We start from the raw sequence: 26990 nt of genomic DNA on the forward strand, positions 1-26990 counted from the left end.
ACCCAAGAACAACCAGCTATCCCAAGGAGTCCGATGATGTTGAATCCATTCGATCGCGACGACATTGCCTTCAGGGTCGTCATCAACGACCTGGGCCAGCACTCGCTATGGCCCGATTTCTCCGCTGTGCCTGACGGCTGGGTCGCAGTCTACGGGCCGGCGGAACGTCAGGAATGCCTGGACTACGTGGAAGCGCACTGGCCGGATATCACCCCGAGCGCAGAGCGCGACAGGGCCATTTCATGAGCCCCGGCTCCCTGACGGAACCGCGCGGCCCCATGATCTCGCTCCAGTCGCTCCGCAAGAGTTTCGGACAATTTCGTGCGCTCGACGGCGTCGACCTGGAGGTGTCCGCCGGAACCGTGCAAGGGCTGCTCGGCCCGAATGGGGCCGGCAAGACCACGACGGTACGGGTGCTCACCACGCTGCTGAATCCCGACGGCGGCGACGCCGTGGTCGACGGATACAGCGCACGCCGCGAAGCTCATGAGGTGCGTAGCCGGATCGGCGTATCCGGTCAGTACGCCGCCGTCGATGACAAGCTCACCGGCATGGAGAACCTCACCCTGGTGGGGCAGCTCTACGGAATGCGCCGCCGGTCCGCCAGGATCAGGGCCCGGGAGCTGCTCGAACAATTCGGGCTCGACGGCGTCCCCGCCAAACGACGGGCCGGAACCTATTCGGGAGGTATGCGACGGCGTCTCGACCTCGCGGGCGCCCTGGTCGCCCGACCGCCAGTGATTGTCCTGGATGAGCCCACCACGGGCCTTGATCCCCGCGGCCGCCGCGATACCTGGAACGCGATCTCCTCACTGGCCGAAGACGGCACCGCGGTCTTGCTGACCACCCAGTACCTGGAGGAGGCCGATGAGCTGGCCGACTCCATCGCCGTCATCGACGGGGGACGCATCATCGCCGAGGGCACCGCAACCGACCTCAAGTCTCTCGCCGGCGGCGTCAGGATCGATCTGACCCTGGATCGCCTGGAGGCTGTGCCCGTGGCACGCACCCGGCTGACCGATTTGGGCCTGGATGTCACCGTCGGAACGCGGTCCAGGCGGCTGACCTCCACGGCTCCGGACGGCGAGGACAGCCTCGCCGCGGCCCTGCGCGTCCTGCGCGAGGCCCGGATCGGGATCGATGAGGCTGCCTTGAGGCAACCGACCCTGGACGACGTTTTCCTGAAAATCACCGCGAAGCCGGCCGGCGTGCGCGCCGACGAGCCGGAACAGAAATTGAGCCTATGACCCTCATGTCGAGTCTGCGCGACGGCGCTATCGTTGCTGCCCGCAATTTCACCAATGTCCGCAGGACCCCGGGGGCGCTCGTCACCGGAGTGGCCCAGCCCGTGATCTTCGTGCTCATCATCGGGTTCGTCTTCGGCGGAGCCCTCGGAGGCGCCGAATACCGCGAGTTCCTCATCGGCGGGCTGCTCGCCCAGACACTGACCTTCAATTCCTCCTTCACCGCGGTCTATCTGTCCAAGGACCTCCACGAGGGAATCGTTGACCGTTTCCGGGTGCTGCCGATGTCCCGCCTCGGAGTCATTCTGGGGCGCACCTGGTCAGACCTGATCACCAGCGTCATTTCCACGGCCGTCCTGGTGATCTGCGGACTGCTGATCGGCTGGCGTACGAGCACCGATCCGTTCAGCGTGATCCTCACTTTCCTCATCCTGCTGCTCTACGCTTTTGCGATTGCATGGGTCGGCGCCGTCGTCGCGCTCACCGCTCGCAGCGTGGAGGTCGCCCAAAGCCTCGGCCTGCTCTGGCTGTTCCCGGTCTGCTTCATCTCCGGCGCCTTCGTTTCCGCAGATGCTCTCCCCGGCCCGTTGCGCAGCATCGCCGAGTGGAACCCGGTGACCGCCATCGCGACGATGGCCAGGCAGGGTTTCGGCAATACCGCACCAGAGAACTTCAGCGCGGCCGGCGGCTGGCCCGCGGAACATGCGGCGCTCTACGCCCTCCTGTGTTCCGTCACGATCATTGCCGTCTTCGCACCGATCGCCGTGACCCAGTACCGCCGGATCAGCAACCGCTGATCCCGTCCGAAACCCTCGGGGCAGAGATGATCAGTGTTCTGCACGCCTCCTGCCCGGAACTGGAAGCGCAGTTGCCGGCGCGCAACGGCGGTGCCCTGAGCGGCCTCGAGGACGCGGTTACCGCCGAGGATACCGCGTACGCCGACCTCAAGATCGCAACCACGGACAAACGACGAGCTCTGACCTCGCGGGCCGCCCTGCGACTGCTGCTGGCGCATCGATCCGGTATGGAACCCCTACAAGCGGCCGACCTGATGATCGACCGCCAGTGCCCCCTCTGCGGGAGCCCCCATGGTCCGCCGAGGTCCCAGGCTGCGAGCCTGAGCAGCTCCAGGTCCGAAAACGCCGCTCTCGCCGGGGTGGCGCGGACCGGCCTGCGACTGGGGGTTGATATCGAGCGCATCCCTGATCGGCTGTTCCCCGGATTCGATCACTATGCGCTCCATCCCGTCGAGGCGGGCGCCCTCGACGTCGTCCCGCCGGGTTCGCGATCGACGCCACCGGCTGCGTCCACGGATCCCGGCACCAGGATCCGTGATCGGATCGACCGCTGGGTTCTCAAGGAAGCGGTGCTCAAGGCCGCCGGCCTGGGACTGGATCATGCTCCGCACGATCTTCTCCTGGGCGAGCCACGCACGCTCACACCGTGGAAGGACGGAACGGTCACCCACGACCTGAGTTGGCACCCGGTGGTCGAGGCCGCCTCCGCAAGGGTTCACGGGCTGTGGGCCTGCCTCATTCCCGGTCCCGCTGGCCACGCCGCGGCCGTCGCCGCTTCCGTACCGACGGAAATCCACCAGGTGAACATCGAACAAGTACTGAGCCCCAAGGCCTGAAGTCACCGTCCGGGCTCGTCGCCGTCTCGTAGATGATCATGCGGCCATGCCGGGCCATGCCGGGGCATGCCGGTAACCCACCCTTGCACTGCTCATCGCTGACGCTCCGCATCAGGCCCCATTCTTCGTTCCGACCTGGTTCATGGCTTGTGAATGGTCGATGCCAGTGTCCGCATTTTCTCCTGATCAGCAGAGCCGGGTTCAGGATGATAAATCGCAAGCGAGAGTCCACGATCGACGTCGCCCAGCACCATTTTTTCTCGAAGCAAGGTCATCTCGCCCATCGTGGGGTGCTGAATGGTGAAGTGCCAGCTCTGCCTCGGCTGAACCTCCTGCCGCGCCCACAGCGCGCAGAATCGTTCACTGGCCAGGGACAGTTCGCCGACGAGGTCAATGAAACGAGCATCGTGAGTATCCGAGCCGACCGAACGGCGAAACCCAGCAACAAGCCTTGCGGTGGTGTCCTCCCAGTCCTCAAACAGTTGCTGTTCATCGGGATCGAGGAACACCGACCGGAGGCGGTTCTTTCCCACGGTCAGCTCCGGCGAGACCGCCGTCGCGAGTTCGTTGGCCGCAAGCACATCGAAGTACCGCCCTTCGACGAATGCGGGCAGGTTGATCGTGCGGAGCAACTTGGCGACGGACTCCGGCACAACCTCTCGTTGGGGGCGACGCCGTGCCGTAGTCCCCTTTTGCTCCGCGAGGGACAGCAAATACGCGGTACCGATGGCATCGAGGCCGAAGACTCCTGCGAGGGCCTGAAGCACCTGTGACGAGGGCCTTCGGTCGCGCCCCTGCTCGAGACGGAGATAGTAGTCGGCACTGATGTCGGCCAACAAGGCAACCTCTGCTCGGCGCAGTCCGGGAACTCGCCGGTTCCGCTGACTGGGCAGACCAACCTGCTCGGGCCTGGTTCCTTCTCGTTGTGCACGCAAGTAATTGCCCAGCATATTTTCCCGATCGGCCATGAATACAGCGTAATGGTCCACCTACTTTCCGACAGTGGTCCTGCTGGGACCACTGTCAAGAGGGCATACCAGCACGCTCTCGATCGGGAACAGGATAGGAACAGATCGACTCGTCATCGCGTCCGAATCGATCCCCATCGATCAATTCGGCGCCAATCAGGCCGCAGGAAAGGAATACCATCATGAGTGGACTAGCAGTAATCACAGGGGCTTCGTCGGGAATCGGGCAAGAATATGCTCGGCGCCTCGCACAACGGGGAACATCGCTGATCGTCGTCGGACGCCGAGAAGAACGCCTCGCCGAACTTGCCCATGAATTCCCTGAAGTCCGGATACAAACTGTCGCCGCGGATATCTCCACGGAGAGCGGGCTTCAAACCACAATCGCCGCTATCGGCGATCAGCCCGTGACCTTGCTGGTCAACAACGCCGGCGTCGCCCACTACGGGCCGTTCGCCGAACTTGCACCGGCAGATGCAACGGAACTCATCGGAGTGAAAGTTCTTGCTCCCACGCGGCTCGCACGCGCAGTGGTGCCGGGCATGATTGCTCGTGGTCAGGGGAACATCGTCAACGTTGCCGGGATGATCGCGTTCAGCGGACCCGCGACTCTCGAGCAGGTCGGCCTGCGTCGGTCCGTGTACGCCTCCTCACTGGCCTACACGCTCACCTTTTCTCAAACACTCCAGTCAGAAATGTCCCAGTACGGCATCGGTGTGCAGGCCTTGCTTCCAGGCGTGGTTGCGACCGAGTTCCACGAACGACAAGGCATGGATCTTTCCCAAGCCTCGCGGATGACGGCCGGCGACGTCGTCACCGCCAGTCTGCGGGGCATGGAACTTGGGGAAATCGTGACCGCACCCGGGGTCGAGCAAGCGCAGGTGTTGCAGGAAGTCTTTGATGCCGACCTCGCGGCGTTCGGGGCACAGTCCACGGAACTGGCCGCGCGTTATCGGAACTAGCCCCACCCTCCAACCGGATTCGGACGCAAGGAGAACGTCTTGAACAATTCCACCATTGCGAAAGTCGGGTTCATCGGACTCGGCGTCCAGGGCCTCCCGATCGCAACAGCGATCATGGACGCCGGATTCGATCTGCACGTCTGGGCGCGACGGCCGCACTCCTTGCGACCTCTGTCCGACACCCCCTGTACCTCTCACGATTCGGTCGCCTCGCTGGCTTCGGCCGTCGATACCGTGATCCTGTGCGTCAGCACCGACGACGTCGTGGACCAGCTCCTCCGGGAGGACCTGTTACCGAACCTGCGAACCGGTGCCACGGTGATTAATCATGGAACGGGGTCACCAGGCACGGCGCGGCGGTTGCACCGGCTGGGCAGAGCGTCGGGCATTTCCGTGATCGATGCCCCCGTGAGTGGTGGGCGTCCCGGGGCAGAATCCCGGAGGCTCACCGTGTTCGTCGGAGGGCCCCATGGCGCCGTCGACTCCGCGACACCGGTGCTGCAAGCCTGCGCAAACAACATCGTGCATCTGGGAGGTCCGGGGACCGGCCAGATGGCCAAATTGCTGAACAATACGTTGCTGGCTCTCAACCAGGCCGCAATCGCTGATGTGCTCGAGCTGGCCACGCCAATGGGCCTGTCCGCCGTTACGCTCAAGGAGGCGCTTTCTCTCGGTTCGGCCGACAGCCGTGCCCTGCAGTTGATGAACACCATGGTCACTCCGGACACCGTCGACCACCTTGCATCGGTGGAAGCACTCGACCTAGAGATCTTCGACGACGCCATGGCCGAGGAGCACATCGACGCCTCTGCGATGACCGACCGGGCTCTATCAGGAGCGCGCCGCCTCCCAGGTGTCATAGAGCAACTCGCCTGACGCAGTGCCTCTTCGCGGGCTTCCAGCACAGTTTCATCGCGGGAGCACCTGGTTCCCCCGTTCCGGCTCCTCGGCCGGCGGGCGACCACTGACTCCGAGCTTCACCACGAGCTCGCACCGTCGACGACGCGGCGCGAAGGGCCACAAGAGATCGACAGGAGGGACACCCCCTCTGTCACGCGACGACGCGGTCGAGAGCCCGGACGAAGTCGGCTTTGCTGCCCGCCGCGTCCACGAATTCCTCGAAACGTTCGGTATCCGTGAGTACCTGACTCAGCACGTCGAGAACTTTCCGGAAAACGACGAGACCGTCCGGGGCAACCGCGAACAACAGAATCAACCGCACCGGTTCGCCGTGCCACATCATCGACCGCTCCGGCCGCAGAATACAGACGCCGGACCTGAGCGCATCGGTATGCAGGGAGTGCGGTATCGCGAAACCGTTCCCGAAGGCCGTGGACGAGCGCCTCTCCCTGTCCATGACGTCCTCCGCGTAGTCTCCCTGCACGTACCCCGCACGGTGAAGGGCCTCAGAACCGACCTCGATCGCGGCCTTGGGGGAGGTCTCCGCGCCGATCTCCAGAAACAAGTCGGCATCGAGCATGCGCAATATGCTCTCCTTCACCTGGTGACGCCGCTGTCGTTGCTTCTCCTGGCCGATGGCCCCGGCAATGGCCGACGCGTCGGCGGCGTCGACGAACGGGGAGACCTGGACGACCGGAATGTCCCCCGCGTCCGGGACAGGGACGCTGCTGATGATGATGTCGCTGGGGACCGCCGTGACGTCGTGGGACAGGTCCATGATGGTCCTGTCGCAGACCGCGTCGTCGGAAGCCGCCCGCACGATCCGATCGATCGTTGTCTCGGACAGGCGTCCGTAGGAGGGCGTGACAATGGTGTAGGTGACACGTGGGCCGGCGTCGATGTTGTCCTGGAAGGCAGTGCCCAGGTGGAAGGACAGGTAATCGATCTCCCCCTCGCTGAGCGCTGCCCCGAGATGGCTCTCGAGGGCCTGCGACAGGTGCAGAGTGATTTCGTGGACCACGGGGTGGGCCGCTTTGAAGCCTTGACCGAGCGGGTTCAGCCACTGGTTTCCGCTACGAACCCGCCGACCGAGACTCTGGATGTGGACCAGAAGCGCGTCCAGGGTTTCGTCCCGCGGGTGGCCCAGCCCGAAGAGTCCGCACACGTGGTCGACGGTTGTGCGCGCGACAACGCTCAGTGCCTCGTCCTCCTCCGCGCCCGACGACGCATCTCGGTCCCGGCCCGCATCGAGGTACGCCCGCAGGACGTCGAGTTCTTCGGGAGGAAGGGCCCAACCGTAGACCTTCCGGAAGGACTCCGCGACCGCCTCGGCCGCTGATTCATCGGCTACTGGCCCACCGGCCGCCGAGTCACGGCGAGCGGGGCCCGTCTCGCCGACCGTCCCGTCGTGACCGAACCGTTCGGCGACGAGGGACAGGTGGGTCATGAGTTCACCGAGCACGTACTGGTTGGGGAGGTGACCGTAATGTTCCAGCCCAGTCATCACGAGTCGGTGCAGCCGCGCCACGGCGGAGTCGGGCTCGCTGCGGATTCCTCGCATGACCTCGAGACCCGCACTCTCCGAGGCGTTGTAGAGCAATGATCTCAAGAACCTGCGCTTCTGCCGCTCGGTCCCTTCGATCCCAATTCGGTCGCCCTCACGCACCAGCGTCAGGCCATATTCCGCGAACAACGGCCGCGCCCTCGCGACGTCGGCCTCGATGGTCGAGACGCTGACGCACAGTTGCTCCTCAAGATCGAAGACGTCGACCGAAGCGGACCTGACCAGGGCCACCATGAGCGTGTCCAGCCTCTCTTCCGGAGCGCTGGAGATGCGCAGGTGACCGTCGGAGCGGCGTCGCACCTCGTCGTAGAGCGTGCGATCGAGCCTGATCCCCTCGGAAGAACTCACCAGCAGTTCGGCGCCGAACCTGTCGTTGACCGAGCGAACGTAATTGCGCACCGAGCGTTCCGTGACGGCGAGCGCACGCGCCAGGGTAGACGCCGACACGGCGTGCCGTTCGCGAGCGAGGATGCCCACCAGCTGTTCTTCTCGACGAGTTCGTGCTGACACCTGTCCTGCTCACGTCTTACGAGGATGCATTCTTGCGCGTCGCCGACCGGGCTGCGGTCACGTAATCGCGGTACCACCAGTATGAGTCCTTGAGGGTACGGGCACCGCTCCCCCGCCCGTAGTCGTCCTGATCGACATGGATGAACCCGTATCGCTTGCTCATCTCGGAGGACGAGCAGGAGATGATGTCGATCGGACCCCACGCAAAGTGGCCACGCACGTCCACGCCGTCCCCGATGGCTTCGGCCACGGCGTCGAGGTGCTCCCGCAGGTAGTCGCTGCGGTAGGGGTCGTGCACGGACCCGTCGTCCTCCAACACGTCCTGGGCACCGAATCCGTTCTCGGTGATCATGATCGGAACCTGGTAACGGTCCCAGTACGCGTTGAGCGCCATCCGCAGCCCGGTGGGGTTGATCGCCCACCCCCAGTCGGACTCCTCGAGGTGCGGGTTGGGTCGGCCGTCGACGTCGCCCGCGGCCCAGCAGGCCGCGTCCATGATCCGCGTGTAGTAGTAGGAGAAGGTCATGTAATCCGCGGTACCTTCACGGAGAACGCGCTCATCCTCGGCGGTGATCTCGACGTCGATGTCCCGGTCCTCGAAATACCGGCGAGCATATCCCGGGTACACGCCGCGCAGGGCGATGTCCGAGTAGAGGTACTGCATCTGGTTCTGACGGAACGAGGCGAAGACGTCCTCGGGTTTCGGCGACGCCGGGTCCGTCAAGGTGTGGCAGAGCATCACGCCGAACCGGTTCTCGGACGAGATCGAGCGTCCCAAGCTCGTGGCGGCCGCGGCGGCGACCATCTCGTGGTGCACCGCCTGATGCTTGGCGGAGACGATGTCCTCCACCTTGTCCTCCGCGACGCCCAGGTGGTTGAAGGACTCGTGAGTGATCAGGTTGATCTGGTTGATCACGATCCAGTACTTGACCCGGTCCGAGTAGCGGCGCAAAACGGCTTCGGCGTACCGGAGGAACAGGTCGATCAGTTCCCTCGAGTACCACCCGGCGTACGCGGTTGTCAGGTGCAGCGGCATTTCGTAGTGCGACAGCGTAATCACCGGCTCCATCCCGTGAGCGATCACGGAATCGATGAGCCGGTCGTAGAAGGCCAGGCCTTCTTCATTGGGGCTCTCCTCGTCGCCCTGGGGAAAGATCCGTGCCCAGTTGATGGACGTCCTGAAGGAGGTGAATCCTGCCTGGGAGAGCAGCCGCAGGTCGTCGTCGTACGTGTGGTAGAAATCGATCCCGTGGCGCTTGGGGTACACGCCGTCCTCGTCCGCCACGTGGGCGGCGATCTGGTCGGTGGTCATCTCCTTGTTCGACTTCTTCTTCAGTGCGACGTCGTCCCGGAACTGGTTGATGTCGGCCAGGCACCATCCCTTGCCGCCTTCTTTCCAGGCGCCTTCGGCCTGGTTCGCGGCGATGGCTCCGCCCCACAGGAAGTCGGCGGGGAATGTGTTCTGTGGGCTCATGGCTGTGCAACCTCGCGTTCTTCCAGCGCCCGGAGGCGCGTCTCGTAATTCTCGAAAATGGGGAGCATCTTCCGGACCAGACGCAACTCGCCGTAGGCCGTCATCAGGGTGTCCTCGGCGTGAGTGAACAGCATCGAATACGCGGTCGATTCTCCGCTCGCCTCCTGCTGGATGCGATCCGTGTGTACCACGTGGGCTTCGCTGACGCTCTTGTCCGCGCTCTCGAGCAGCTCTCCCGCTCGCCGAAAGTCTCCTTCGGCGACCGCGGAGAGGGCCGCGTACGTGTCCGTGCGACCCTTGCCGGCGTTGATGATGATCTTCATGGCTTCGTCGTTCGGAGCCTGGGATGGGGTGGTCGACATAATCTTCATTCCTTCGTCGGATCGGGTCGGGGCGAGGTTCCGTGGTCTGGGGCCGGTGTGTTCATGGGTGGACGTTTGCGTTTGATCTTGCGCACCGTCGTCGTCCGTCCCGTCTCCGGGGCCTTGGCCCCCGCGGCCGCCTTCTGGCCCTCGGCCTCGCTCTGCTTGACGAGCTGTCGGTCGTAGACCCTGAGGAAAGGAGACCAGATGGCGCCGGAGACCAGGAACACGATCAGGGCCACGAGGACCGCCGAGAACGATCCGGTCGAGAGCCACGTGGAGATCGGGTACGGCATGTACCAGAGGTCGAATTGCTTGTCCGGGATCGGACCCAACGGGATGACCTTGGTCAGCAACCAGAGGAGCAACGGGAGGATGATCCCCTGCAACCACAGGGGGACCATGAGGGTCGGGTTCCAGGCCACGGCACCGAAAATGACCGGTTCATTGATATTGAAGACCGATGGCACCAGCCCGGCCTTGCCCAAGGCGCGAAGCCTGGTGGACTTGGCCCTGAGCATGAGGAGGACCAGCGGCAGGGTTGCTCCGACGCCGCCGATCCAGAGGTAGGTCGAATACACGGACGAATAGGTCACGAGATGGTCGGCGTGACCGGCCACGTTCTCGGCCATCGCCGCGTACATCGCGGGAAGCAGCACGGGGGAGAGCACCCAGACCGAAATCCCCATCGAGTAGATGAAGCAGGACAGGAACATCATGAGCGCGAACCCGTACGGCGTCTGAATAATGTCTGCGACCGGGGAGAACACCGCCTGGATACCGCGGAACAGGTCGACGCCGATCACGTCGATCAGGACCCAACCGAAGACGACGACGACGGCTACCGGGAGCATCGCGTCGAACCAGTTGCGCACGAAGTCGGGTATGGCGGAGGAGTTCTTGAAGAAGGTGAAGGAGGCGAAGAGCTTCATGACCCACCCGGTGATCAGACCGGTGATGATGGCCGCGAACATGCCGCCAGCTCCGAGCGCTTCGTTCTTGAACCCCGGTTTGCCCGCGTCGATCACGGCGGGAGAGACCGTGATCAGGAAAAGCACCAGACCCGCGATGCCCGCGATGAGCCTTTGCTTTGTCGCGTGCAGACGCTCCATGAGGTTGAACGGGATCAGGAACGCGACGAACAACGAGATCATGCCCATGGTCCACGAGTAGAGCCCGTGGAAGTCGGGCCAACCGGAGAAGATCTCGTTGAGGATCGAGAGCATCGAGAACAGGCTGCCGAGGAAGATGAACGGCAGGATCTGCATGATCGAGTCCTTGAGGGCGACGATCCACAGATTGCTGTTGACCTTGTTCATGCGCGGGCTGAAGGAATGCTCCAGCCAGCTCAGCAGGCCTTTCATGACTCGTCGTCCTCGTCGAAGACCTCAAGCATGTGTTCGAGCGCCGCCTTGCCGTCGAGGGTCGAGTAATAGTCCGGTTTCATCAGCACGACTCCGATATCGGCATCGCCGATATAGCTGTCAATGTCGTCGAACAGGTACTCCAGATGCGGGCCGATCATCAGGACGTCGATCCGGTTCAGGTATTCGCTGATCTCGCTCTCGCTGCGGGCGATGATGTCGACATCCAGGCCCATGTCCTTCGCGGCTTTCTTCATGTTCGCAGCCATGAATCCTGTGCTCGCTCCTGACCCGCAAGCGAGCATCACGGTGAGAGTCTCCATCTCGTCCTCCTGGTGTGTGATCCGATGTGCTGTTGTCGGACCATGCTTCTGGATTCCGATGTGGACCGCCACGAGAAAACTTTCCGCCGGCCGGAAACTCGGGGCGCCTGAGTCGGGATGGGCTCGCCCCCCCCCGGCGTCGAGGTGGCAATCCCGTGCACAACCGCCCCTCTCCGGCGCCGAGGTGGCACTGGCGTGCGGCGAAAGAGCCGAAAAACTGCACGCCACTGCCGCCTCGAGCGGGGACGACGCACAAAACTGCCGCCTCGAGCACCGTCCACCGACAGCTGACACCCCTTTCCTGCCCCTCGGCCGCCGAGTATCGTCGAAAACGTGACCTGACGTGGGAAAACGAAGGCCGGCCCGGCAACAGGGGACGTGAGACATCGCCCGGCCCGCCGAGAACCAAGGAGGTGCACGATGAGCCGTACGAACGACCCCGAAGAATCCCGAGAAAAGAAGATCGGCATGACTCCCGAGGAGGAGGAAGCCTATCGCCGGGAACCGGGTGCTCAGGGCGAACCCGGTGACGAGGCGATCGGCGACATGACCGACTTGCAGGGACGGCGCCCGGCCACGGACAACTGACCCGCCGTCGTGCGAGACAGTATCGAACCACGACGAATCGCATCGAAACGGACCACATCGAGGCCCGAACGTGGGCCCATCAATGCAAGGAGATGCAATGACTGACACCATCAAGGCACCGCAGCCCGCCGGAGACACCGCAACCCGCCGCGAGAACGCCGAGAAGGGTTTCGTCGCGCCCAGGGAACTGCGGGACGACTTGCAGAAAGTCCTGGTCGACCTGATCGCGTTGCACATGGTCGGCAAGCAGGCCCACTGGAACATTGTGGGCCCGAACTTCCGCGACCTGCACCTGAACCTGGACGAGGTCGTCGATATCGCCCGTGATTCATCGGACGACGTCGCCGAACGCATGCGCGCGTTGCACGCCACGCCGGACGGCCGGCCCGGCGTCGTCGCAGCGGACACCACCCTGCCGGAGATGCCGCAGGGCGAAGTGCTGACCACCGACGCCATCGACCTGATCGTTCGGGCGATCGAGGCGACCACGGGCACCATGCGCGAGGTCCACGACGCCGTCGACGCAGCCGACCCGACATCGGCCGACATCCTGCACGGAATCATCGAGAAGCTCGAGCAGCAGTCGTGGTTCATCAGCGCCGAAACCCGAACCCCGGCCGAAGCCAAGTAACCCGCGCTCCCGCGGCTCGTCGAGCCCAGGGAATCATCGTCCGCGGCCCGGTCGCGATGATTGGTTCCCTGGGCTCGGTGCGTTCCGGGACGATGAATCCGAATTCGCTTTGTGCTAGACCGGGTGTCATAGAAATTTCTATGCCTGCCACCGCACCTGTCCGCGTCTCCAACGCACCGCACCCCACCTGCCGGAGTCTCGGACGCGGCGCAGAATATCTATAGTTTAGCTATGTAAATCACTCATTGAAATCAGGAGATGCGGAAGGTGTACGACCCCCAACGCTTCAAGGAATACTTCGAAGGCGCCTTCACCTATGAGGCGGGCTTCCGCCGCAATATTCGTCGGTACGGCAACGATTGGGCAATCATCGATCCGGAGACCGGGCGCAACTGGACCTACGCCGAGCTCGACGCCGACGTCGCCCGCACGGCGTCCGCGCTGGCCGAGGCCGGCGTCGGCCGCGGTGACGCCGTCGTCTACCAATTGCCGAACTGCCCGGAATTCGCGATCCTCTACCTCGCGACCCAGCGCATCGCCGCGGTGAGCGTACCGATCAACTACCGGCTCTCCGCGGGCGAGACCTCCCATATTCTGGACGACAGCTCGCCGAAGGTCTTCGTGTACACCGGCAAGTACCAGCAGACCGCGGAACACGCCGTCGAACTGGCCACCGATACGCCCACCGAGTGGGTCCTGGAGGGCAGAACGGGCGAGAACGTCGTCGACTTCTGGCATGCCGTCGAGAGCGCTCCCGATAACCGCCCGCACGTTCCGGAAGATTTCTCGACCTACGAGGAGTCGACCCGCCTCTACACCTCCGGAACCACCGGGATGCCGAAGGGCATTCCGCTGCCCTCCCTCGTCGAGGTCATGTCCGCGCACGACGTCATCATGCATTTCCCCTTGTCGCCAGATGATCGCACGCTCAACACGACCCCGTGGTTCCACCGCGGGGGTCTCTACTCGGGCGGCCCGAACCCGGTGTTCTACTCGGGCGGCTCCGTGGTCCCGATGCGCGCCTTCGACCCGGACAAGGCCCTGGACCTGACGGAGGAGCTCGGCATCACGTTCCTCATCGGTGCCCCCGTGACACTGGGCATGCTCGCCGCCGCACAAGAGCGACGTCCTCGCGACCTCTCGACGCTGCGGGGCATCGTCACGATGGGTGCACCGCTGTCGCGGGCCGACGCCATCCGCTACCAGGATGTCCTGACGCCGCGCATCTTCAACGGGTACGGCACCACGGAAACATTCTGGAACACGTTCCTCCGCCCCGAGGATCTACCAGATCACGCGGGCACCGCGGGCCGGGCCAGCACGGACGACGACGTCGCCGTCGTGCGGATCTTCGAGGACCGCGTCGCGACGCCCGAGGAGACCGCCGCGCAGGACAACACCGAGATCGGTGAAGTCATCATGCGCTCGCCCAAGTCGGGGTTCTCGTACTACAACAATCCGGATCGGGACGAGGAAAAGTTCCATTATGGGTGGCTGTACCCGGGCGACCTCGCGACGTGGGACGAGCAGGGATTCGTGACCGTGGTCGGCCGCAAGGACGACATGATCATCTCCGGAGGGGAAAATATTCATCCCGTCCAGGTCGAGGAGGTCCTCGAGGAGCACCCGGGCGTCGCGAGCGCCGTCGTCGTCGGCGTTTCGGACCCCCACTGGGGCCAGCGGGTTGCCGCATACATCATCCCGGAGGGTGACGGCGTTGCCCCCGAAGAGCTGGATGAGCTCTGCCGGGCCAACCAGCGACTGGCAGACTTCAAGCGCCCTCGCGAGTACCGGTTCGTGGACGAGGTCCCTCTGACCCCGACGGGCAAGAAGATGCACTACAAGGTTGCGGAGATTGCGGCGGAGGACGACGCCGCGGGCAGGCTTGTCAGGCCGAAGAACTGATATTCACAGGCGTCTTCCTGCGCGTCGTGACGGTGGAATAATGAGCCTCATACCGTCACGACGCGAAGGGAACGCCATGCTCGTCCTCGTTATCAATTCCGGATCTTCGTCGATCAAGTACCAGGTACGCGAGGTCACCACCTCGGAGGAGAACGTCACCCCGTACACGTCCTCGATGCCGGCGATCAACGAGCGGATCACGCTGGAACAGGCGACCCTCGGCGCGGAGGGGGACGAGGTGCTCACCAAGAGTCTGATCGAGAACATCGGTGAGGGCGGGGACATCGCCGATCATTCCCAGGCGCTGGACGTCATGGCGGAGCGCCTGGATCGGGAATTGAACGGCCGGGAGATCGACGCCGTGGGGCACCGGGTCGTGCACGGTGGCGAACGCTTTTCGGCGCCCGTGATCGTGAACAATGAGATCATTCGCGCGATCGAGCGTCTGGCGCCCCTGGCGCCGCTGCACAACCCTGCGGCGGCTCTCGGGCTGAGGGCCATCCAGAAGAAGTGGCCGGAGATGCCGCAGGTGGTCGTCTTCGATACAGCCTTCCACCGGTCCCTCCCGGAAAAGGCCTGGCGCTATGCCATCCCCGATGCTTTCTACCGTCTGCACGGCATCCGTCGTTACGGCTTCCACGGCACCAGTCATGACTACGTCACGGGTAAGGCGGCGGAGTTCCTCGGGGCGGACCGTGAGGATTTCGACGCCGTGATTGCGCACCTTGGCAACGGCGCATCGGTCACGGCCATCCGGGGCGGAGCATCGATCGACACGTCGATGGGTTACACGCCCCTGGCCGGCTTGGTCATGGGGACCCGTTCGGGCGATATTGACCCTTCCGTGCTCACCGGAATCCTGACGCACAACAAAGACGTCGACGCCGAGCGGCTGGACGAGATCCTGAACAAGGAATCCGGCCTGGCCGCCGTCGGCGGAACCAACGACATGAGGGAGCTCGAGCAGCGCGCCGGCTCCGGGGACTCCAGGGCTCAGCTGGCCATGGACATGGCGGCCTATCGCCTCGCCAAGTACATCGGCGGCTACCACGTGGCGGTCGGCGGGATGCAGTGCCTCGTTTTCACGGCCGGGATCGGCGAGAACTCGTCGGCGTTCCGGAGGCTCGTGGTGGACGAGCTGAGTGCCCTCGGCATCACCCTCGACCCGGACGCGAACGAGGTCCGCAGCGCAGAGACGCGCGTGATCTCCGGCAATGATTCCGCGATCACCGTGCTGGTGGTTCCGACCGATGAGGAGCGCGCTATCGCGGAGGCCACCGCCGGCCTGGTCGGGGCGAGGATCGACCACCGGTAACCGCCCCGCAGGATCAGGAGCAGCGAACCCCTGATGGTGTCGGCGCCGGCTGCTCGATCCCCGTTGGGTTTTCGACCCGGCCCGGATACTCGGTCGTTGCAGGTACCGAGGTCTCGGAAGCGGCTGACTTGGCGGCCCGTCGAAGCACGACGGCGCCCACGGCGAATGCCGCGACCAGTGCCACTTGCCCGACCGAGACGATGCCGAATGCCTGGGTGGGCGTGAACAGGGACTGGAACCAGGTGTAGGCCGCGCCGATCGTGGCGACACCGGCGGCAATCCCGGTTTGCTGCATCGTCGAGATCAGACCACCGGTCAGTCCCCCGACACGTTCCGGGACTTCCGCCATCACGGTCGAGACCAAGGGACCGAATTGGAGCGCTTGACCGACGCCCAGCACGACGGCGGGCACCTGGAACCACCATTCCCAGCCGGCGTCGGACACCAGGGAAACCAGGCCGACGCCGACCAGACCAATGCCCTGGAGAAGGGCACCGACCAGCATGGTGCCCGGCCCGCCCAGCCGGGCGGTGATGCGGTGGTACTGCAACGACGCCAGGAGGAAAGCCACGCAGAAGGGAACGAGCACGGTCCCGGACAGCCAGGCGGGCTCGCCTCGGCCGGACTGGGTGAGCACGGCGTAGTTGAACGTCCATGCCCCGTATCCGCCGAAGAACACCATGGCCATGACGCCGCCGGTCGCCAGAGGACGGGCACGAAGAACCTCCGGAGGAAGCAGGGGTTGCCCACCGCGCCGAGCGGTGCTCCTCTGTTGGAGGACCAGCCCGGCGAGTGCCACCACGGCAACGACTATCAGGGCCACGCACCAGTTCGGCCAACCCGCCTTGGGCCCCAGCGAGAGCCCGGTGATCAGGCTTCCGAGCGCGGTCAGCAGCAGCAATGCCCCGACCGGGTCGGTCTGCAGCTGCGGTTTCCCTCCATCGGCGGGCAGACGGAATGCGTTCAGCCCGGCCAGAACGCAGAGGACAGCGAATACGGCGAACGCCAGCCGCCACCCCAGGTCGGGACCGCCCGCAGAGACAAGGAACCCGCCGATGACCTGACCGGCCACGGTGCCCACGCCGGCCGCGGCCGTGTAGACCCCGACCGCACGGATCCGATCCGTGCCGGAGACGGCGGACTGGATGATCGACAGGATCTGCGGCATCATCGCCGCGGCGGCGAAACCTTGCGCGACTCGGGCCGCGATGGCCGTACCGGGGCTCCACGCGCAGGCCACACCGACGGAGCACACCGCGAGCCCCAGCATGCCGATGATGAACAGCCGGCGTCGCCCGAATTTGTCCCCCAAACGGCCGCAGAAGATGATCCCGGAGGCGAACGCGGCGGCGAAAATGCCGACCATGAGCGCACTCTGGCCGCCGTCGGCCCCGAGTGATTCCTTCATCTGGGGAGCCGTCATGGACCCGAGGGAAAAGACGAAAGTGGACAGCAGGGCCGCCAGGTGCAGCGGCCAAAGGATTGGTTTGTTCATGTCACCACCATGCTGCCGTGGGGAAGACAGTGGCAGTGCCGGGCCATGCTGGTAGTGCCACTACCAGGCTGAGGGCTTCCCACCTGGTTCTCAACCTTGCAAGAATGTCCTCATGACAAGGACGACCTCCCAGGAGCTGAGCAATCACGAGCTAGGCGCATTCCTGCGCAGCCGCCGCGATCGGCTCACGCCTCGGGACGTCGGCCTGCCGTGCGGACCGCGACGCCGCGTGCCGGGATTGCGCCGCGAGGAGGTCGCGGTTCTGGCCCACGTCGGGACCACTTGGTACACGTGGCTCGAGCAGGGCCGCGAAGTCCATGCCTCCGTGGACGTCCTGACCGCCATTGCTGACGCGCTGTTGCTCGAGCCCGAAGAGCGCGCCCACCTTTTTCGGCTCGGTGGCTACCCCGCGCAGGCCCAACGCCCGGGCACAAGCATCATCGACGACCGGCTCCGTGCGATGCTGGACAAGGCCATGCCGTACCCCGCGATGGTCCACGATGAGCTCTACCGGTGGCGCGTCTACAACCCGGCCTTCCGTTTTCTGTTCGACGACGCGGACAAGGTGGCGGATCGCTCCTGCGTCCACCAGCTGCTGGAGAACCGAACGTGGCAGAACGCCTACCGGAATGATCCCGAGCAGCTTCGGATTCTCGTGGCCAAGTTGCGCGCGTCATTCGGCGAATCCCCCGAGCACCCCGACTGGGGAGCACATCTGGACAAGCTCCGTACCCACGCCGAATTCCGGAGGCTCTGGGATTCCGGTGACGTGGTGCGCGAGGCCAACCACGTCAAGACCGTGGACAACCCCTGGGTGGGGACCTTGCGCCTGAGCAACCTGACGCTCGTGGTGCAGGAAGATCGCAGGCTCGCTCTCTCGATCCACCAGCCGGAAGACCAAACGACGGCCGCCCGTCTGGAACGTCTTCAGAAACTCATCGACACGGGCGAGATAGAGTGGGCCAGGAAACATCGGTCGCCCGCGGCCGCGGATGACGACGTCGTGCGTCGGTTGCCGTTGCGCCCGGTCGGATGACCCCACGCGCCGTCGGGGCGCCCAGCCTCACGGCCCTCACCCCCAAGAGAAAGGCTGACCATGTCGTTCCGTCTTCCCCAGGAACATTCCGCCCGATCCGCAGGTCGACAGACCGCCTCGAGTTCCATGACCCGCCGAACGATACTGGCGGGCGCCGCCGCCGCGATCCCGGCGACCCTCATCGCCACCGCCGCGGGAGCATCGGCCCCGGGCCCTGCACAGTCCGGCGGCGGCACGCAGGCTACTGGCCGCGCGCGGCAGTCCGACGTGGTCTCCGAGCTTCGTGAACTCGAACGCCAGCTCGACGGCGAGATCGGTGTCCACGCCATCGACACGTCGACCGGTGCGTGCTTCGGCTACCGGGATCAACAACCCTTCCTGCTCTGCTCGGTGAGCAAGGTTCTGGTGGTCGCGACGGTCCTGAACCTCGCCTCCCAGGACCCGAAGTTGCTCGGGCGGCACGTCGACATCGCCCAGGAGGACCTCCTGGCCTACGCTCCGGTGACCAGCCAGCACCTGGAGGACGGGATGACGGTCGAGGAACTTTGCGTTGCCGCTCTGACGGTCAGCGACAACACGGCGTCGAACCTGCTGATGGAGCAGTGCGGCGGCCCTGAGGCCGTGACCGACTTCGTGCGCTCCACGGGCGACCTCACGACCCGGCTCGACCGGGTCGAGCCCGACCTCAACGATGCCTCCGGCGGTCTCGACACCACCACTCCTGCCGCGTTCTCCGAAACACTGAACCGCCTGGCCCTCGGTGGCGGACTGTCCGTTTCCGGACGCGACAAACTGGTCGGGTGGATGAAGGAGTCGACGACCGGTGCCGAACAGATCCGGGCCGGCCTCCCCGAGGGAACGCTCGTGGGCGACAAGACCGGGTCCGGCACCCACGGCGAGTCCAACGACGTCGCCGTCATCTGGCCGGAGCAGGGCGGACCGATCGTCATGTCGGTCTTCAGCACGTCGCGCCGCACAGACGACACCGACGCCCAGAAGGCCGCCATCGCCGGCACCGCACGCGCAGTGTTCGAGGGGATCACCGGCTGAGGGCGATGCGGTCCGCCGCGAGGTGGACCGCATGCGCCTCGGCGCCCCAGGGCTGGCTGCACGCCAAAAAAACTCGCGTCGAGTGTGATGTGGGCTATGAAATTTGCCGCACAGAGTTTATATTTGGCCTAAATAAATTCCCACCGGGGGCACGGCGCCCCACGTCAGGAGTTCCGATGGCGAGTGTCAGCCTTTCGAACGTCACATGCAGGTACCCGGGTGCGATGAGAGATTCGGTCTCTGACCTGAATCTCGACATCCACGACGGAGAGTTTCTGGTCCTCGTCGGGCCGTCCGGATGCGGGAAGTCCACGGTCCTGAGAATGTTGGCGGGCCTCGAAGAAGTGAGCGACGGCCGGATCTGGATCGGAGACCGGGACGCAACCCCTCTCCACCCCAAGGACCGCGACATTGCCATGGTGTTCCAGAACTACGCGCTCTATCCGCATCTGACCGTCCGCGAAAACATCGGCTTCCCGCTCAAAATCGCCAAGTTCCCCAAGGCCAAACGCGACCGGCGAATCAAGGAAGCGGCCCGGCTACTCGATCTCACCGATTACCTGGACCGCCGACCCAAGGCGCTGTCCGGGGGCCAACGTCAGCGCGTGGCCATGGGCAGAGCCATTGTCAGATCGCCTGAAATCTTCCTGATGGACGAGCCGTTGTCCAACCTCGACGCGAAACTTCGGGTGCAGACGAGAAGCCAGATTTCCGAGCTGACGGAGCATCTCGGTGTCACCACGGTCTATGTCACTCACGACCAGACGGAAGCCATGACCATGGGCGACCGCGTCGCCGTGCTGAAGGACGGCCGACTCCAGCAAGTGGACACTCCGGCCAACCTCTACGACCACCCCGCCAACGAATTCGTGGCCGGGTTCATCGGTTCCCCCTCCATGAACGTCCTTTCAGGCACCGTCGAGCCCTGCGGCGTACGGCTTGACAACGCAACCATCGAATTCCCCGACGAGATGCGTGCACGGACCCTGAGCCCGACCGTGCACCTGGGGATCAGGCCAGAAGATCTCGAGGTCGTCGAGGCATCCGAGGGTTTCGAAGCACAGGTAGAACTCGTGGAGGAGCTGGGTGCGGACGCGTATGTCCACGTCTCGCTCCCCCGCCGATCGCCCATCACCATTGTTTCTCCGAACACGGAACGGCCGGCCCACATCATCGTCAGGACCACGGGACGAAGTCCGCTCAAACGGTTCGACCGCGTATGGTTGGCGCCGACCGGGCACTGCCACTTCTTCGACTCCGTTTCGGGGCACAATCTCGCTCACGATGAAGCCGCAGTCTTCTCGAACGACGAGCGGAGCACGGAGGTGGCACGCGCCAAGGGGTCCTCCGCCGCCTGAGCGTGTCCGCCGCGGCCAAGGCCCGGGTACGGCAAAGAGGCCGCCGAGACCGCTAAAGCCCCTTGAGGGCCCGCTCCCGTACCCCTTCGATGGCCGCGAAAACAGCGCCATTGCACACGGCGTCCGCACCAGTGGCAGAAGCTGAGATCTTCAGCCACGGGGCATACAAATAATTCTGGACGGACTCCTGGATGCGCGACACCAGGCTGCTCAGCGCTGGGGCCATGCCCCCGGAAATCACTACCCCTTCGAGCCCGAGCGGCCCCGCCAGCAGAGCACAGACCCGAGCAATCCGATCGGCGACCTTGTCCACGATCTCTCGTGCGACGTCGTCCCCCTGGTCTGCCATCATGAAAACGTGCTCGGCGCGAATAGTCCCTTCCGACCACATCGACAGGCTTGTGGACGGGCCGGAACCTGCCTTTGCCCGCTCGATGGCTTCAACGGCAAGGACCTGAGCGCTGTACCCGGCGCCGTCGGCCCCTCCGACTCCATCCACCATGTGAAGAATCTCCAGCTCGCCAGCATTGCCCCGACGTTGCCTCAGGAGCTGCGAGTTCAATACGATCCCGGCCCCATACCTCCTCCCAACCAGCAACGCCGCGAAGGATGATTCCCGCAATTCCGGGTTGCAGTTCAGCTCGTTGAAGGCGGCCATGTTGGCGTCGTTCTCGACCCGAGCGAGCCATCCCCTGTCGTCGACCAGCCGGTTGAGACCGGGATTCATCGTGTGCCAGTACTCGTTCGGACCTTCGGGAGACATCCCGTCGAGATCCACGGGAGCAGGGACGCCGAAGACCACCGAATCCACCGCGGTGGGCGAGACCGCAGCATCGACGAGCGCTTGGTCGATGGTTCGTACGATGGCATCTCGGCGCTGCTGCGGCGTTCCCCAACCGTGGCCCATCGAGTTCTGGGCCGTACCGAGGGAGGCGGCGGACAAATCTGCCACCGTCGCCTTGAGTCGATGCTGCCCCGCATCGACACCCACAACGATCTTTTTCCGCGCATTGAAGACATACCGCAGAGATGGGCGCCCCTTGGTGGAGGTGCCCGCATCCCTGGAGTTCTCGGCCTCGACCAGCCATCCTTCGTCCGCCAGGTCCTTGCAAAGAGCCAGGACGGTAGCCCGGGTCAGACCGGTACTCTGCATCAGGGAGTTTGCCGTCATCGGCTCACCCTTCCACATCGTGGCGAGTACCGTCCGGGCGTTCATCGACCGAACGATCTGAGAGGACCCCGCTCTGCTTGATCTGCCACTCACTGCCCGGCCTCCATTCTGCGCTCCCCGGCTCTGCCCTCGCCCTTGTGGATCTGTATTAGTCCAGGGTATTGCCTCTCTTTTATTTAGTGGATATATTTAATGCCACTGATAAACGTGTTCTGGAACACAGGAGGCCAACGTGGAGGGCAAGGGTGTCATGAGTGCGCACACGCTGACTCGGCGAGCCATGATCGGCGCTTCGTTGGGCGCCCTCGGTCTCGGCCTCGCGGGATGTGGGTGGACGAATCGCTCCAGCGAGGTAAGGCTCTACCAGTCGAAGCCAGAAGCTATTCCCTACTTCAGAAAAGTTGTGGATCGCTTCAATGCGGCCCAGGGAGACGTCCTCAAGGCCGTGCACGATACGGCGTCCAACCTCTCATCGGGCTTCGCTCGGGCTGCTCCCCCAGATCTCGGATTGCTGAACTACAACTACGAGATGGCTCGGTTCCAGGAGCGTGGAGAGCTCTCGGACTTGTCCGACATAGCCCGCGAGGCGGGGATCGCTTCACGCTTCATGGAGCTTGTAGACCAGTACCCCACGTATCCGGATCGAGTAAGCACGATTCCATACTCCGTTACCTCGGCTGCAACTCTCTACAACAAAGAGATCTTCGACAAACACGGTCTGGACGTCCCTCGGACCCACTCAGAGTTCCTTGACGTGTGCGATGCCCTCCTGGAAGCCGGTGAGACCCCCATCTGCCTGACGTCTGCCGCGGCGTGGACCGTCGCCCAGGGCATCGTCGACTACAGCATCGGTGGCTCGATCGACGTCGCTGACTTCTTCAGCACATTGCGCGAGCAGGGCGACCAAGTGGACCCGGACTCGGAGTATTCCTTCAGCCGGAACTTTCGGGAGCCCTTGCGCAAGGCTCTGACCATCGCTGACAAATACGCCAACAAGAATGCAACCGGACTCAAGTACGGAGACGGAAACGTCGCCTTCGCCCGAGGGAAGGCGGCAATGTATTTCCAAGGCCCCTGGGCGCTCCCGGACATTCTGAAACTGAATCCCCAAGCAGAGCTCGGAGTGTTCCCCCTGCCGATGACGGAGCGCGCGGAAGACCTCAAGGTCAGAGTCAATCTGGACCTGGCCTTGTGGATCCCGGAAAAGGCCAAGAATCCCGATGCCGCCCGGAAGCTTCTCCGCTACCTCATCACCCCCGAGGTGGCTGACGACTACAACGAAAAGAACCTGGGGTATTCCGTCCGAGAGGGCGCTCCAGCGGCGACCGACCCGCGCCTGGGGGACATGCAAAAATACGTCGACCGAGCGGCCTTCTACCAAGGTGTCTCCACCGCGGTGCCCAAGACGATCCCGTTTGAGAGCTATATGCAGGGTTTGTTCACCGGAGACGACCTGGAGAAGACCTTGAAAACCCTCGATGGAGATTGGCAACGTCTCGCTCGCCGTCAGACGACGTAGCTTCTTCCGCACCCGCCCTGCGAGACGTCTAGACCGAAAGACGAGTCATGACAACTGATACCTCACCATCTCGGACCAATCGACGCCGGAGTCACCGGCTTGCTCAACCTCGAACAAGACGACGCATCGAACCGGTTTACTATCTGTTCCTCCTCCCTGCCCTGGCCCTGTTCACTCTGTGCATCACCTTTCCGGCTCTCATGGGGATCTTCTTCAGCTTCACCGATTCGGTCGGATTCGGCGGCTTCCACTGGATCGGCCTCAAGAACTACGCGGTGCTGTTCTCCGATCCCAGTATGTTGAGGGTCTACGGATTTACCATCGGGATCGCGCTGGCCACCGTCGTCGTCGTCAACATCGTCGCACTGTTCCTGGCGATCGGACTGACCAGCAACATCAGGTTTCGCACCCTCCTGCGGACTGTATTCGTGCTTCCGATGGTCGTCTCGGCCATCATTATCGCCTTCGTATTCCAGTTCATCTTCTCCACCACGCTTCCCGGAATTGCCGAGAGCATCGGATTCGCGCCGCTGACGCATTCGATCCTGGCCGATCCGCATCTTGCGTGGATCGCGATCGTCTTGGTCACTGCCTGGCAGGCGACGCCCCAGGCAATGCTCATCTACATTGCGGCTCTGGTGACAATTCCAGATGACGTCTACGAGGCCTCGTCCCTCGACGGCGCAAGTCCCTGGCAACAGCTGTCACGCATTACCGTGCCCATGATTTCCGGATATGTACTGATCAACGTGATTCTCGGTTTCAAGAACTTCCTGAGTTCCTACGACATCATCGTCGGTCTGACCGACGGCGGCCCCGGAACCGCGACGAGGTCGGTGGCCATGTCGATCTTCAAGGGATTCGAGACTGGCGATTATGCCTACCAAATGGCCAATTCCGTGATCTTCTTCCTGATCACCCTGGCAATCGCCGTTTTGCACCTGAGAATTTCCCGAGGAAAGGCGAGCATCTGATGTCCGCAACCATGATGACCCCGCCCCCGGAGGATTTGCGCGAACCCGCTTCCTCGGTCCGCCCGACGCAACGAACAGCATCACCGCGGCCCCGAGCAAGCCGAACCACCAGGGCCTGGGTACGGACCCTCGTGCTGGGCGTGTGCTCACTCGCGGTGCTTCTGCCCTTCCTCGTTGGCATCTCCATGGCCTTCAAGACAACAGACCAGGCCGTGGAGGGACAAGCATTCGATCTGCCCCGGCCGTGGTCCCTGGAAGGTTTCCGTGAAGCATGGGAACTGACGAATTTCCCCACGGTGTTCACGGTGTCCTTGACGATCACGGTCATCAGCGTCATCGGTTCGGTGCTGCTGAGTGCTATGGCCTCCTACGCGATCGCGCGCCATTGGCACCGCCCGTTCTTCCGGTTCTCCTGTTACTACTTGTTGGCAGCGATGTTTCTGCCGTTCCCGGTCTTGGCCCTGTCGCAGGTCAAGCTCAGCGGGTACGTCGGGTTGGCGAACCCCGCTGGCGTCATCCTGTTGCACATCATGTTCCAGCTGTCCTTCAACGTCATGCTCTTCACCGCATTCATCCGCGGTCTGCCGGAGGAGCTCGAGGAGAGCGCACGAGTGGACGGCGCTTCAACGGGACGAATTTTCTGGACTCTGATCTTTCCGCTCATGGGGCCGATGACGGCGACCGTCGCCATCTTCACGCTCCTGGCGTCCTGGAACGATTTCATGATGCCGTCAATGATCATCGCCAATCCTGACATGCAGACGCTCCCCGTGGTCCAGAAGATCTTCCAAGAGCAATTCAGCAACAGCTACAACATTGCTTTCGCCTCCTACCTGCTGGCCATCGGCCCATCGGTCATCGCCTACGTGGTCTGTCAGCGGTGGGTCATGTCGGGCCTGACGCAGGGCGCGCTCAAATAGTCACCGCATTTTTGTCTCTCACCCCCTCTCCCGAAAGGACCTCAGTTGGCAGTCTCAACAACCGAACAATCCCTCGCAACGGCTCCCTCCCACCAAGGTGCTGACTGGTGGCGACAGGCGGTGGTATACCAGATCTACCCCCGTTCATTCGCAGACCAGGACGACAACGGAATTGGCGACCTCCGGGGAGTTGCTTCCCGAGTCCCGTATTTGAAGACCTTGGGGATCGATGCCGTCTGGCTCAGCCCCTTCTATCCGTCGAAACTGGCTGACGGTGGCTACGACGTCTCCGACTACCGGGATGTCGACCCCAAGATCGGCACCTTGCAGGATTTCGACGACATGGTCGCGGCGCTGCACGAGGCGGGTCTCAGACTGATCGTCGATATCGTCCCGAACCACACCTCCGACCAGCACGAGTGGTTCCAGGAGGCGCTCGCCTCCGACCGGGGCTCCGCGGCCCGCGACCGGTACGTGTTCCGCGACGGTTCAGGCCAGGATGGCAACGAACCCCCCGCAGACTGGGAATCAATCTTCGGCGGGCCGGCGTGGACTCAAATTGCGGACGGTCAGTGGTACCTGCACAACTTCGCCCCGGAACAGCCCGACCTCAATTGGGAGAATGAGGAGGTCAGGGAAGACTTCCGAAAGACACTTCGCTTTTGGTCCGAACGGGGCGTGGATGGCTTCCGGATCGACGTCGCCCACGGACTCGCAAAGGATCTCTCGGATCCTCTGCCGAGCCAGGCGCAACTCGATGCCATGCCTCATGACGGCAACCATCCCCTGTGGGACCGGGACGAAGTCCACGAGATCTACGCCGACTGGAGGAAAGTCTTCGACGAATTCGATCCGCCGAGGACCGCCGTCGCCGAGGCATGGGTCGAGTCCGACCGCAGGCCCCAGTACGCGAGTCCCTCCGGGCTGGGGCAGGCCTTCAACTTCGATCTTCTGTCCGCAACGTTCGAGGCGGACAGTTTCCGCCAGATCGTGTCCTTCAACCTGGCCCTCGCCGAGGAGTCCGGGTCATCGAGCACGTGGGTCCTGTCCAATCACGACGTCGTCCGCCACGCGACGCGCTACGGGTTGCCGACGCGCGCCGGAAGCACGAACAAGGAGGTCGGCAACGAGTGGTTGCTCTCCGGTGGGCCCGAGAGCCAGCTGGACAGGGAAACCGGGATCCTCCGGGCGCGAGCAGCAACGCTGTTCGAGTTGGCCCTTCCCGGAAGCGCTTACCTTTTCCAGGGCGAGGAGCTGGGTCTCCACGAAGTCGCCGATATCCCGGAGAGCGAGCGTCAGGATCCGACGTACTTCAGAAACCGTGGGGTCGACATCGGGCGCGATGGATGCCGGGTGCCCCTGCCCTGGTCCTCGAGCGGGACGAGTCTCGGATTCGGTGAGGCCGGTTCCCATCTGTCCCAGCCGGCCTGGTTCAGCCAGTATGCCGTGGACGCCGAAGATGCGGATCCGGAGTCGACACTGAACCTGTACCGGCGGGCCCTGGCCCTCAGACGGGAGTGGCTGACCGCCGAATCTCTCACGTGGGTCGAGCACACCGACCCTGATGTTCTGGTCTTCCGCCGCCCCAACGGGTGGGTGTGCGCAACGAATTTCGGAAATTCGCCGGCCGAGCTTCCTGAGGGCGAGATCATGCTGACCAGCTCACCGTTGGAGGACGGCAAGATGGCCGGGAACTCGAGCGTCTGGCTGCGGGGGTAGACCGG

The 26990-nt window shown here is 63.8% G+C and carries 25 protein-coding genes; 17 read left to right on the plus strand and 8 right to left on the minus strand.

Features of this window, described 5'->3' with window-relative positions; all coding sequences use genetic code 11:
• The first annotated feature begins 33 nt into the window (after positions 1 to 33).
• From AB0Y14_RS06905 to AB0Y14_RS06920, 4 genes are read left to right on the plus strand one after another with little or no spacing between them, the layout of a single operon-like run.
• The gene (locus AB0Y14_RS06905) at positions 34 to 246 is read left to right on the plus strand and encodes an MbtH family protein (RefSeq protein ID WP_436588442.1); all 213 of its coding nucleotides are present in this window, start codon (positions 34 to 36) and stop codon (positions 244 to 246) included.
• On the plus strand, positions 243 to 1247 hold the full coding sequence (locus AB0Y14_RS06910; protein ID WP_436588443.1) for an ATP-binding cassette domain-containing protein: 1005 nt from the start codon (positions 243 to 245) through the stop codon (positions 1245 to 1247). Before AB0Y14_RS06905 ends, AB0Y14_RS06910 begins: the two co-directional genes overlap by 4 nt.
• On the plus strand, positions 1244 to 2041 hold the full coding sequence (locus tag AB0Y14_RS06915) for an ABC transporter permease (protein WP_436588444.1): 798 nt from the start codon (positions 1244 to 1246) through the stop codon (positions 2039 to 2041). Before AB0Y14_RS06910 ends, AB0Y14_RS06915 begins: the two co-directional genes overlap by 4 nt.
• Before the next feature lie 26 nt (positions 2042 to 2067).
• Positions 2068 to 2877 carry a 4'-phosphopantetheinyl transferase family protein gene (locus AB0Y14_RS06920; RefSeq protein WP_436588445.1) on the plus strand — a complete coding sequence of 270 codons (810 nt, stop codon included), beginning with the start codon at positions 2068 to 2070 and terminating at the stop codon, positions 2875 to 2877.
• 140 nt (positions 2878 to 3017) lie between these two features.
• Here AB0Y14_RS06920 and AB0Y14_RS06925 read toward each other — a convergent pair whose 3' ends face one another.
• A complete protein-coding gene (locus AB0Y14_RS06925) occupies positions 3018 to 3845 on the minus strand; it encodes a helix-turn-helix domain-containing protein (protein WP_436588446.1) in 828 nt (275 codons plus the stop codon).
• Positions 3846 to 4027: 182 nt separating this feature from the next.
• Between AB0Y14_RS06925 and AB0Y14_RS06930 the strand changes: the two genes are divergently transcribed.
• Together AB0Y14_RS06930 and AB0Y14_RS06935 are read left to right on the plus strand one after the other, a co-directional pair.
• Positions 4028 to 4807, plus strand: coding sequence for an SDR family NAD(P)-dependent oxidoreductase (locus AB0Y14_RS06930; protein WP_436588447.1), 780 nt, complete (start codon positions 4028 to 4030; stop codon positions 4805 to 4807).
• A gap of 39 nt (positions 4808 to 4846) precedes the next feature.
• Positions 4847 to 5683 carry an NAD(P)-dependent oxidoreductase gene (locus AB0Y14_RS06935; protein ID WP_436588448.1) on the plus strand — a complete coding sequence of 279 codons (837 nt, stop codon included), beginning with the start codon at positions 4847 to 4849 and terminating at the stop codon, positions 5681 to 5683.
• A gap of 175 nt (positions 5684 to 5858) precedes the next feature.
• On the opposite strand, the gene AB0Y14_RS06940 is transcribed toward AB0Y14_RS06935, so the two are convergent.
• Genes AB0Y14_RS06940 through AB0Y14_RS06960 form a run of 5 tightly spaced genes read right to left on the minus strand, consistent with a single transcriptional unit; the run spans position 5859 to position 11304 of the window.
• Positions 5859 to 7781 carry a BglG family transcription antiterminator gene (locus tag AB0Y14_RS06940; RefSeq protein ID WP_436588449.1) on the minus strand — a complete coding sequence of 641 codons (1923 nt, stop codon included), beginning with the start codon at positions 7779 to 7781 and terminating at the stop codon, positions 5859 to 5861.
• A gap of 16 nt (positions 7782 to 7797) precedes the next feature.
• A complete protein-coding gene (locus AB0Y14_RS06945; protein WP_436588450.1) occupies positions 7798 to 9255 on the minus strand; it encodes a glycoside hydrolase family 1 protein in 1458 nt (485 codons plus the stop codon).
• Complete coding sequence (locus AB0Y14_RS06950) at positions 9252 to 9617, minus strand: PTS lactose/cellobiose transporter subunit IIA (protein ID WP_436588451.1); 366 nt, start codon at positions 9615 to 9617, stop codon at positions 9252 to 9254. Before AB0Y14_RS06950 ends, AB0Y14_RS06945 begins: the two co-directional genes overlap by 4 nt.
• A 5-nt stretch (positions 9618 to 9622) precedes the next feature.
• Complete coding sequence (locus tag AB0Y14_RS06955) at positions 9623 to 10981, minus strand: PTS sugar transporter subunit IIC (protein ID WP_436588452.1); 1359 nt, start codon at positions 10979 to 10981, stop codon at positions 9623 to 9625.
• Positions 10978 to 11304, minus strand: coding sequence for a PTS sugar transporter subunit IIB (locus tag AB0Y14_RS06960; protein ID WP_129316417.1), 327 nt, complete (start codon positions 11302 to 11304; stop codon positions 10978 to 10980). The genes AB0Y14_RS06955 and AB0Y14_RS06960 overlap by 4 nt, the downstream gene beginning before the upstream one ends.
• A gap of 420 nt (positions 11305 to 11724) precedes the next feature.
• Here AB0Y14_RS06960 and AB0Y14_RS06965 point away from each other — a divergent pair, with 420 nt between their 5' ends.
• From AB0Y14_RS06965 to AB0Y14_RS06980, 4 genes are all read left to right on the plus strand, one after another.
• Positions 11725 to 11892 (plus strand): hypothetical protein, encoded by a 168-nt coding sequence (locus AB0Y14_RS06965; RefSeq protein ID WP_436588453.1) that lies wholly within the window; start codon positions 11725 to 11727, stop codon positions 11890 to 11892.
• A gap of 97 nt (positions 11893 to 11989) precedes the next feature.
• A complete protein-coding gene (locus tag AB0Y14_RS06970) occupies positions 11990 to 12523 on the plus strand; it encodes a Dps family protein (protein ID WP_436588454.1) in 534 nt (177 codons plus the stop codon).
• A gap of 267 nt (positions 12524 to 12790) precedes the next feature.
• Positions 12791 to 14428: a class I adenylate-forming enzyme family protein gene (locus AB0Y14_RS06975; RefSeq protein WP_436588455.1), complete on the plus strand. Its 1638-nt coding sequence runs from the start codon at positions 12791 to 12793 to the stop codon at positions 14426 to 14428.
• A 76-nt stretch (positions 14429 to 14504) separates the two neighbouring features.
• Positions 14505 to 15743, plus strand: a complete 1239-nt coding sequence (locus tag AB0Y14_RS06980; RefSeq protein ID WP_436588456.1) for an acetate/propionate family kinase — start codon at positions 14505 to 14507, stop codon at positions 15741 to 15743.
• Between the two features lie 13 nt (positions 15744 to 15756).
• On the opposite strand, the gene AB0Y14_RS06985 is transcribed toward AB0Y14_RS06980, so the two are convergent.
• On the minus strand, positions 15757 to 17238 hold the full coding sequence (locus AB0Y14_RS06985) for an MFS transporter (protein WP_436588457.1): 1482 nt from the start codon (positions 17236 to 17238) through the stop codon (positions 15757 to 15759).
• A 112-nt stretch (positions 17239 to 17350) separates the two neighbouring features.
• Between AB0Y14_RS06985 and AB0Y14_RS06990 the strand changes: the two genes are divergently transcribed.
• The 3 genes from AB0Y14_RS06990 (at position 17351) to AB0Y14_RS07000 (ending at position 20682) form a co-directional block, all read left to right on the plus strand.
• Positions 17351 to 18274: a helix-turn-helix transcriptional regulator gene (locus AB0Y14_RS06990; protein ID WP_436588458.1), complete on the plus strand. Its 924-nt coding sequence runs from the start codon at positions 17351 to 17353 to the stop codon at positions 18272 to 18274.
• Between the two features lie 126 nt (positions 18275 to 18400).
• The gene (bla, locus tag AB0Y14_RS06995; RefSeq protein WP_436588459.1) at positions 18401 to 19324 is read left to right on the plus strand and encodes a class A beta-lactamase; all 924 of its coding nucleotides are present in this window, start codon (positions 18401 to 18403) and stop codon (positions 19322 to 19324) included.
• A 176-nt stretch (positions 19325 to 19500) separates the two neighbouring features.
• On the plus strand, positions 19501 to 20682 hold the full coding sequence (locus tag AB0Y14_RS07000) for an ABC transporter ATP-binding protein (protein WP_436588460.1): 1182 nt from the start codon (positions 19501 to 19503) through the stop codon (positions 20680 to 20682).
• Between the two features lie 52 nt (positions 20683 to 20734).
• Here AB0Y14_RS07000 and AB0Y14_RS07005 read toward each other — a convergent pair whose 3' ends face one another.
• On the minus strand, positions 20735 to 21853 hold the full coding sequence (locus AB0Y14_RS07005; protein ID WP_436588461.1) for an ROK family protein: 1119 nt from the start codon (positions 21851 to 21853) through the stop codon (positions 20735 to 20737).
• Positions 21854 to 22103: 250 nt separating this feature from the next.
• Here AB0Y14_RS07005 and AB0Y14_RS07010 point away from each other — a divergent pair, with 250 nt between their 5' ends.
• Genes AB0Y14_RS07010 through AB0Y14_RS07025 form a run of 4 tightly spaced genes read left to right on the plus strand, consistent with a single transcriptional unit; the run spans position 22104 to position 26985 of the window.
• The gene (locus AB0Y14_RS07010; RefSeq protein WP_436588462.1) at positions 22104 to 23372 is read left to right on the plus strand and encodes an extracellular solute-binding protein; all 1269 of its coding nucleotides are present in this window, start codon (positions 22104 to 22106) and stop codon (positions 23370 to 23372) included.
• A gap of 47 nt (positions 23373 to 23419) precedes the next feature.
• Positions 23420 to 24346 carry a carbohydrate ABC transporter permease gene (locus AB0Y14_RS07015; RefSeq protein WP_436588463.1) on the plus strand — a complete coding sequence of 309 codons (927 nt, stop codon included), beginning with the start codon at positions 23420 to 23422 and terminating at the stop codon, positions 24344 to 24346.
• Positions 24346 to 25266 carry a carbohydrate ABC transporter permease gene (locus tag AB0Y14_RS07020; RefSeq protein WP_436588464.1) on the plus strand — a complete coding sequence of 307 codons (921 nt, stop codon included), beginning with the start codon at positions 24346 to 24348 and terminating at the stop codon, positions 25264 to 25266. The genes AB0Y14_RS07015 and AB0Y14_RS07020 overlap by 1 nt, the downstream gene beginning before the upstream one ends.
• Positions 25267 to 25311: 45 nt before the next feature.
• The gene (locus AB0Y14_RS07025) at positions 25312 to 26985 is read left to right on the plus strand and encodes a glycoside hydrolase family 13 protein (protein ID WP_436588465.1); all 1674 of its coding nucleotides are present in this window, start codon (positions 25312 to 25314) and stop codon (positions 26983 to 26985) included.
• Positions 26986 to 26990: the final 5 nt, after the last annotated feature.

Source organism: Rothia sp. HC945 (assembly GCF_051370785.1).
GTDB lineage: Bacteria > Actinomycetota > Actinomycetes > Actinomycetales > Micrococcaceae > Rothia.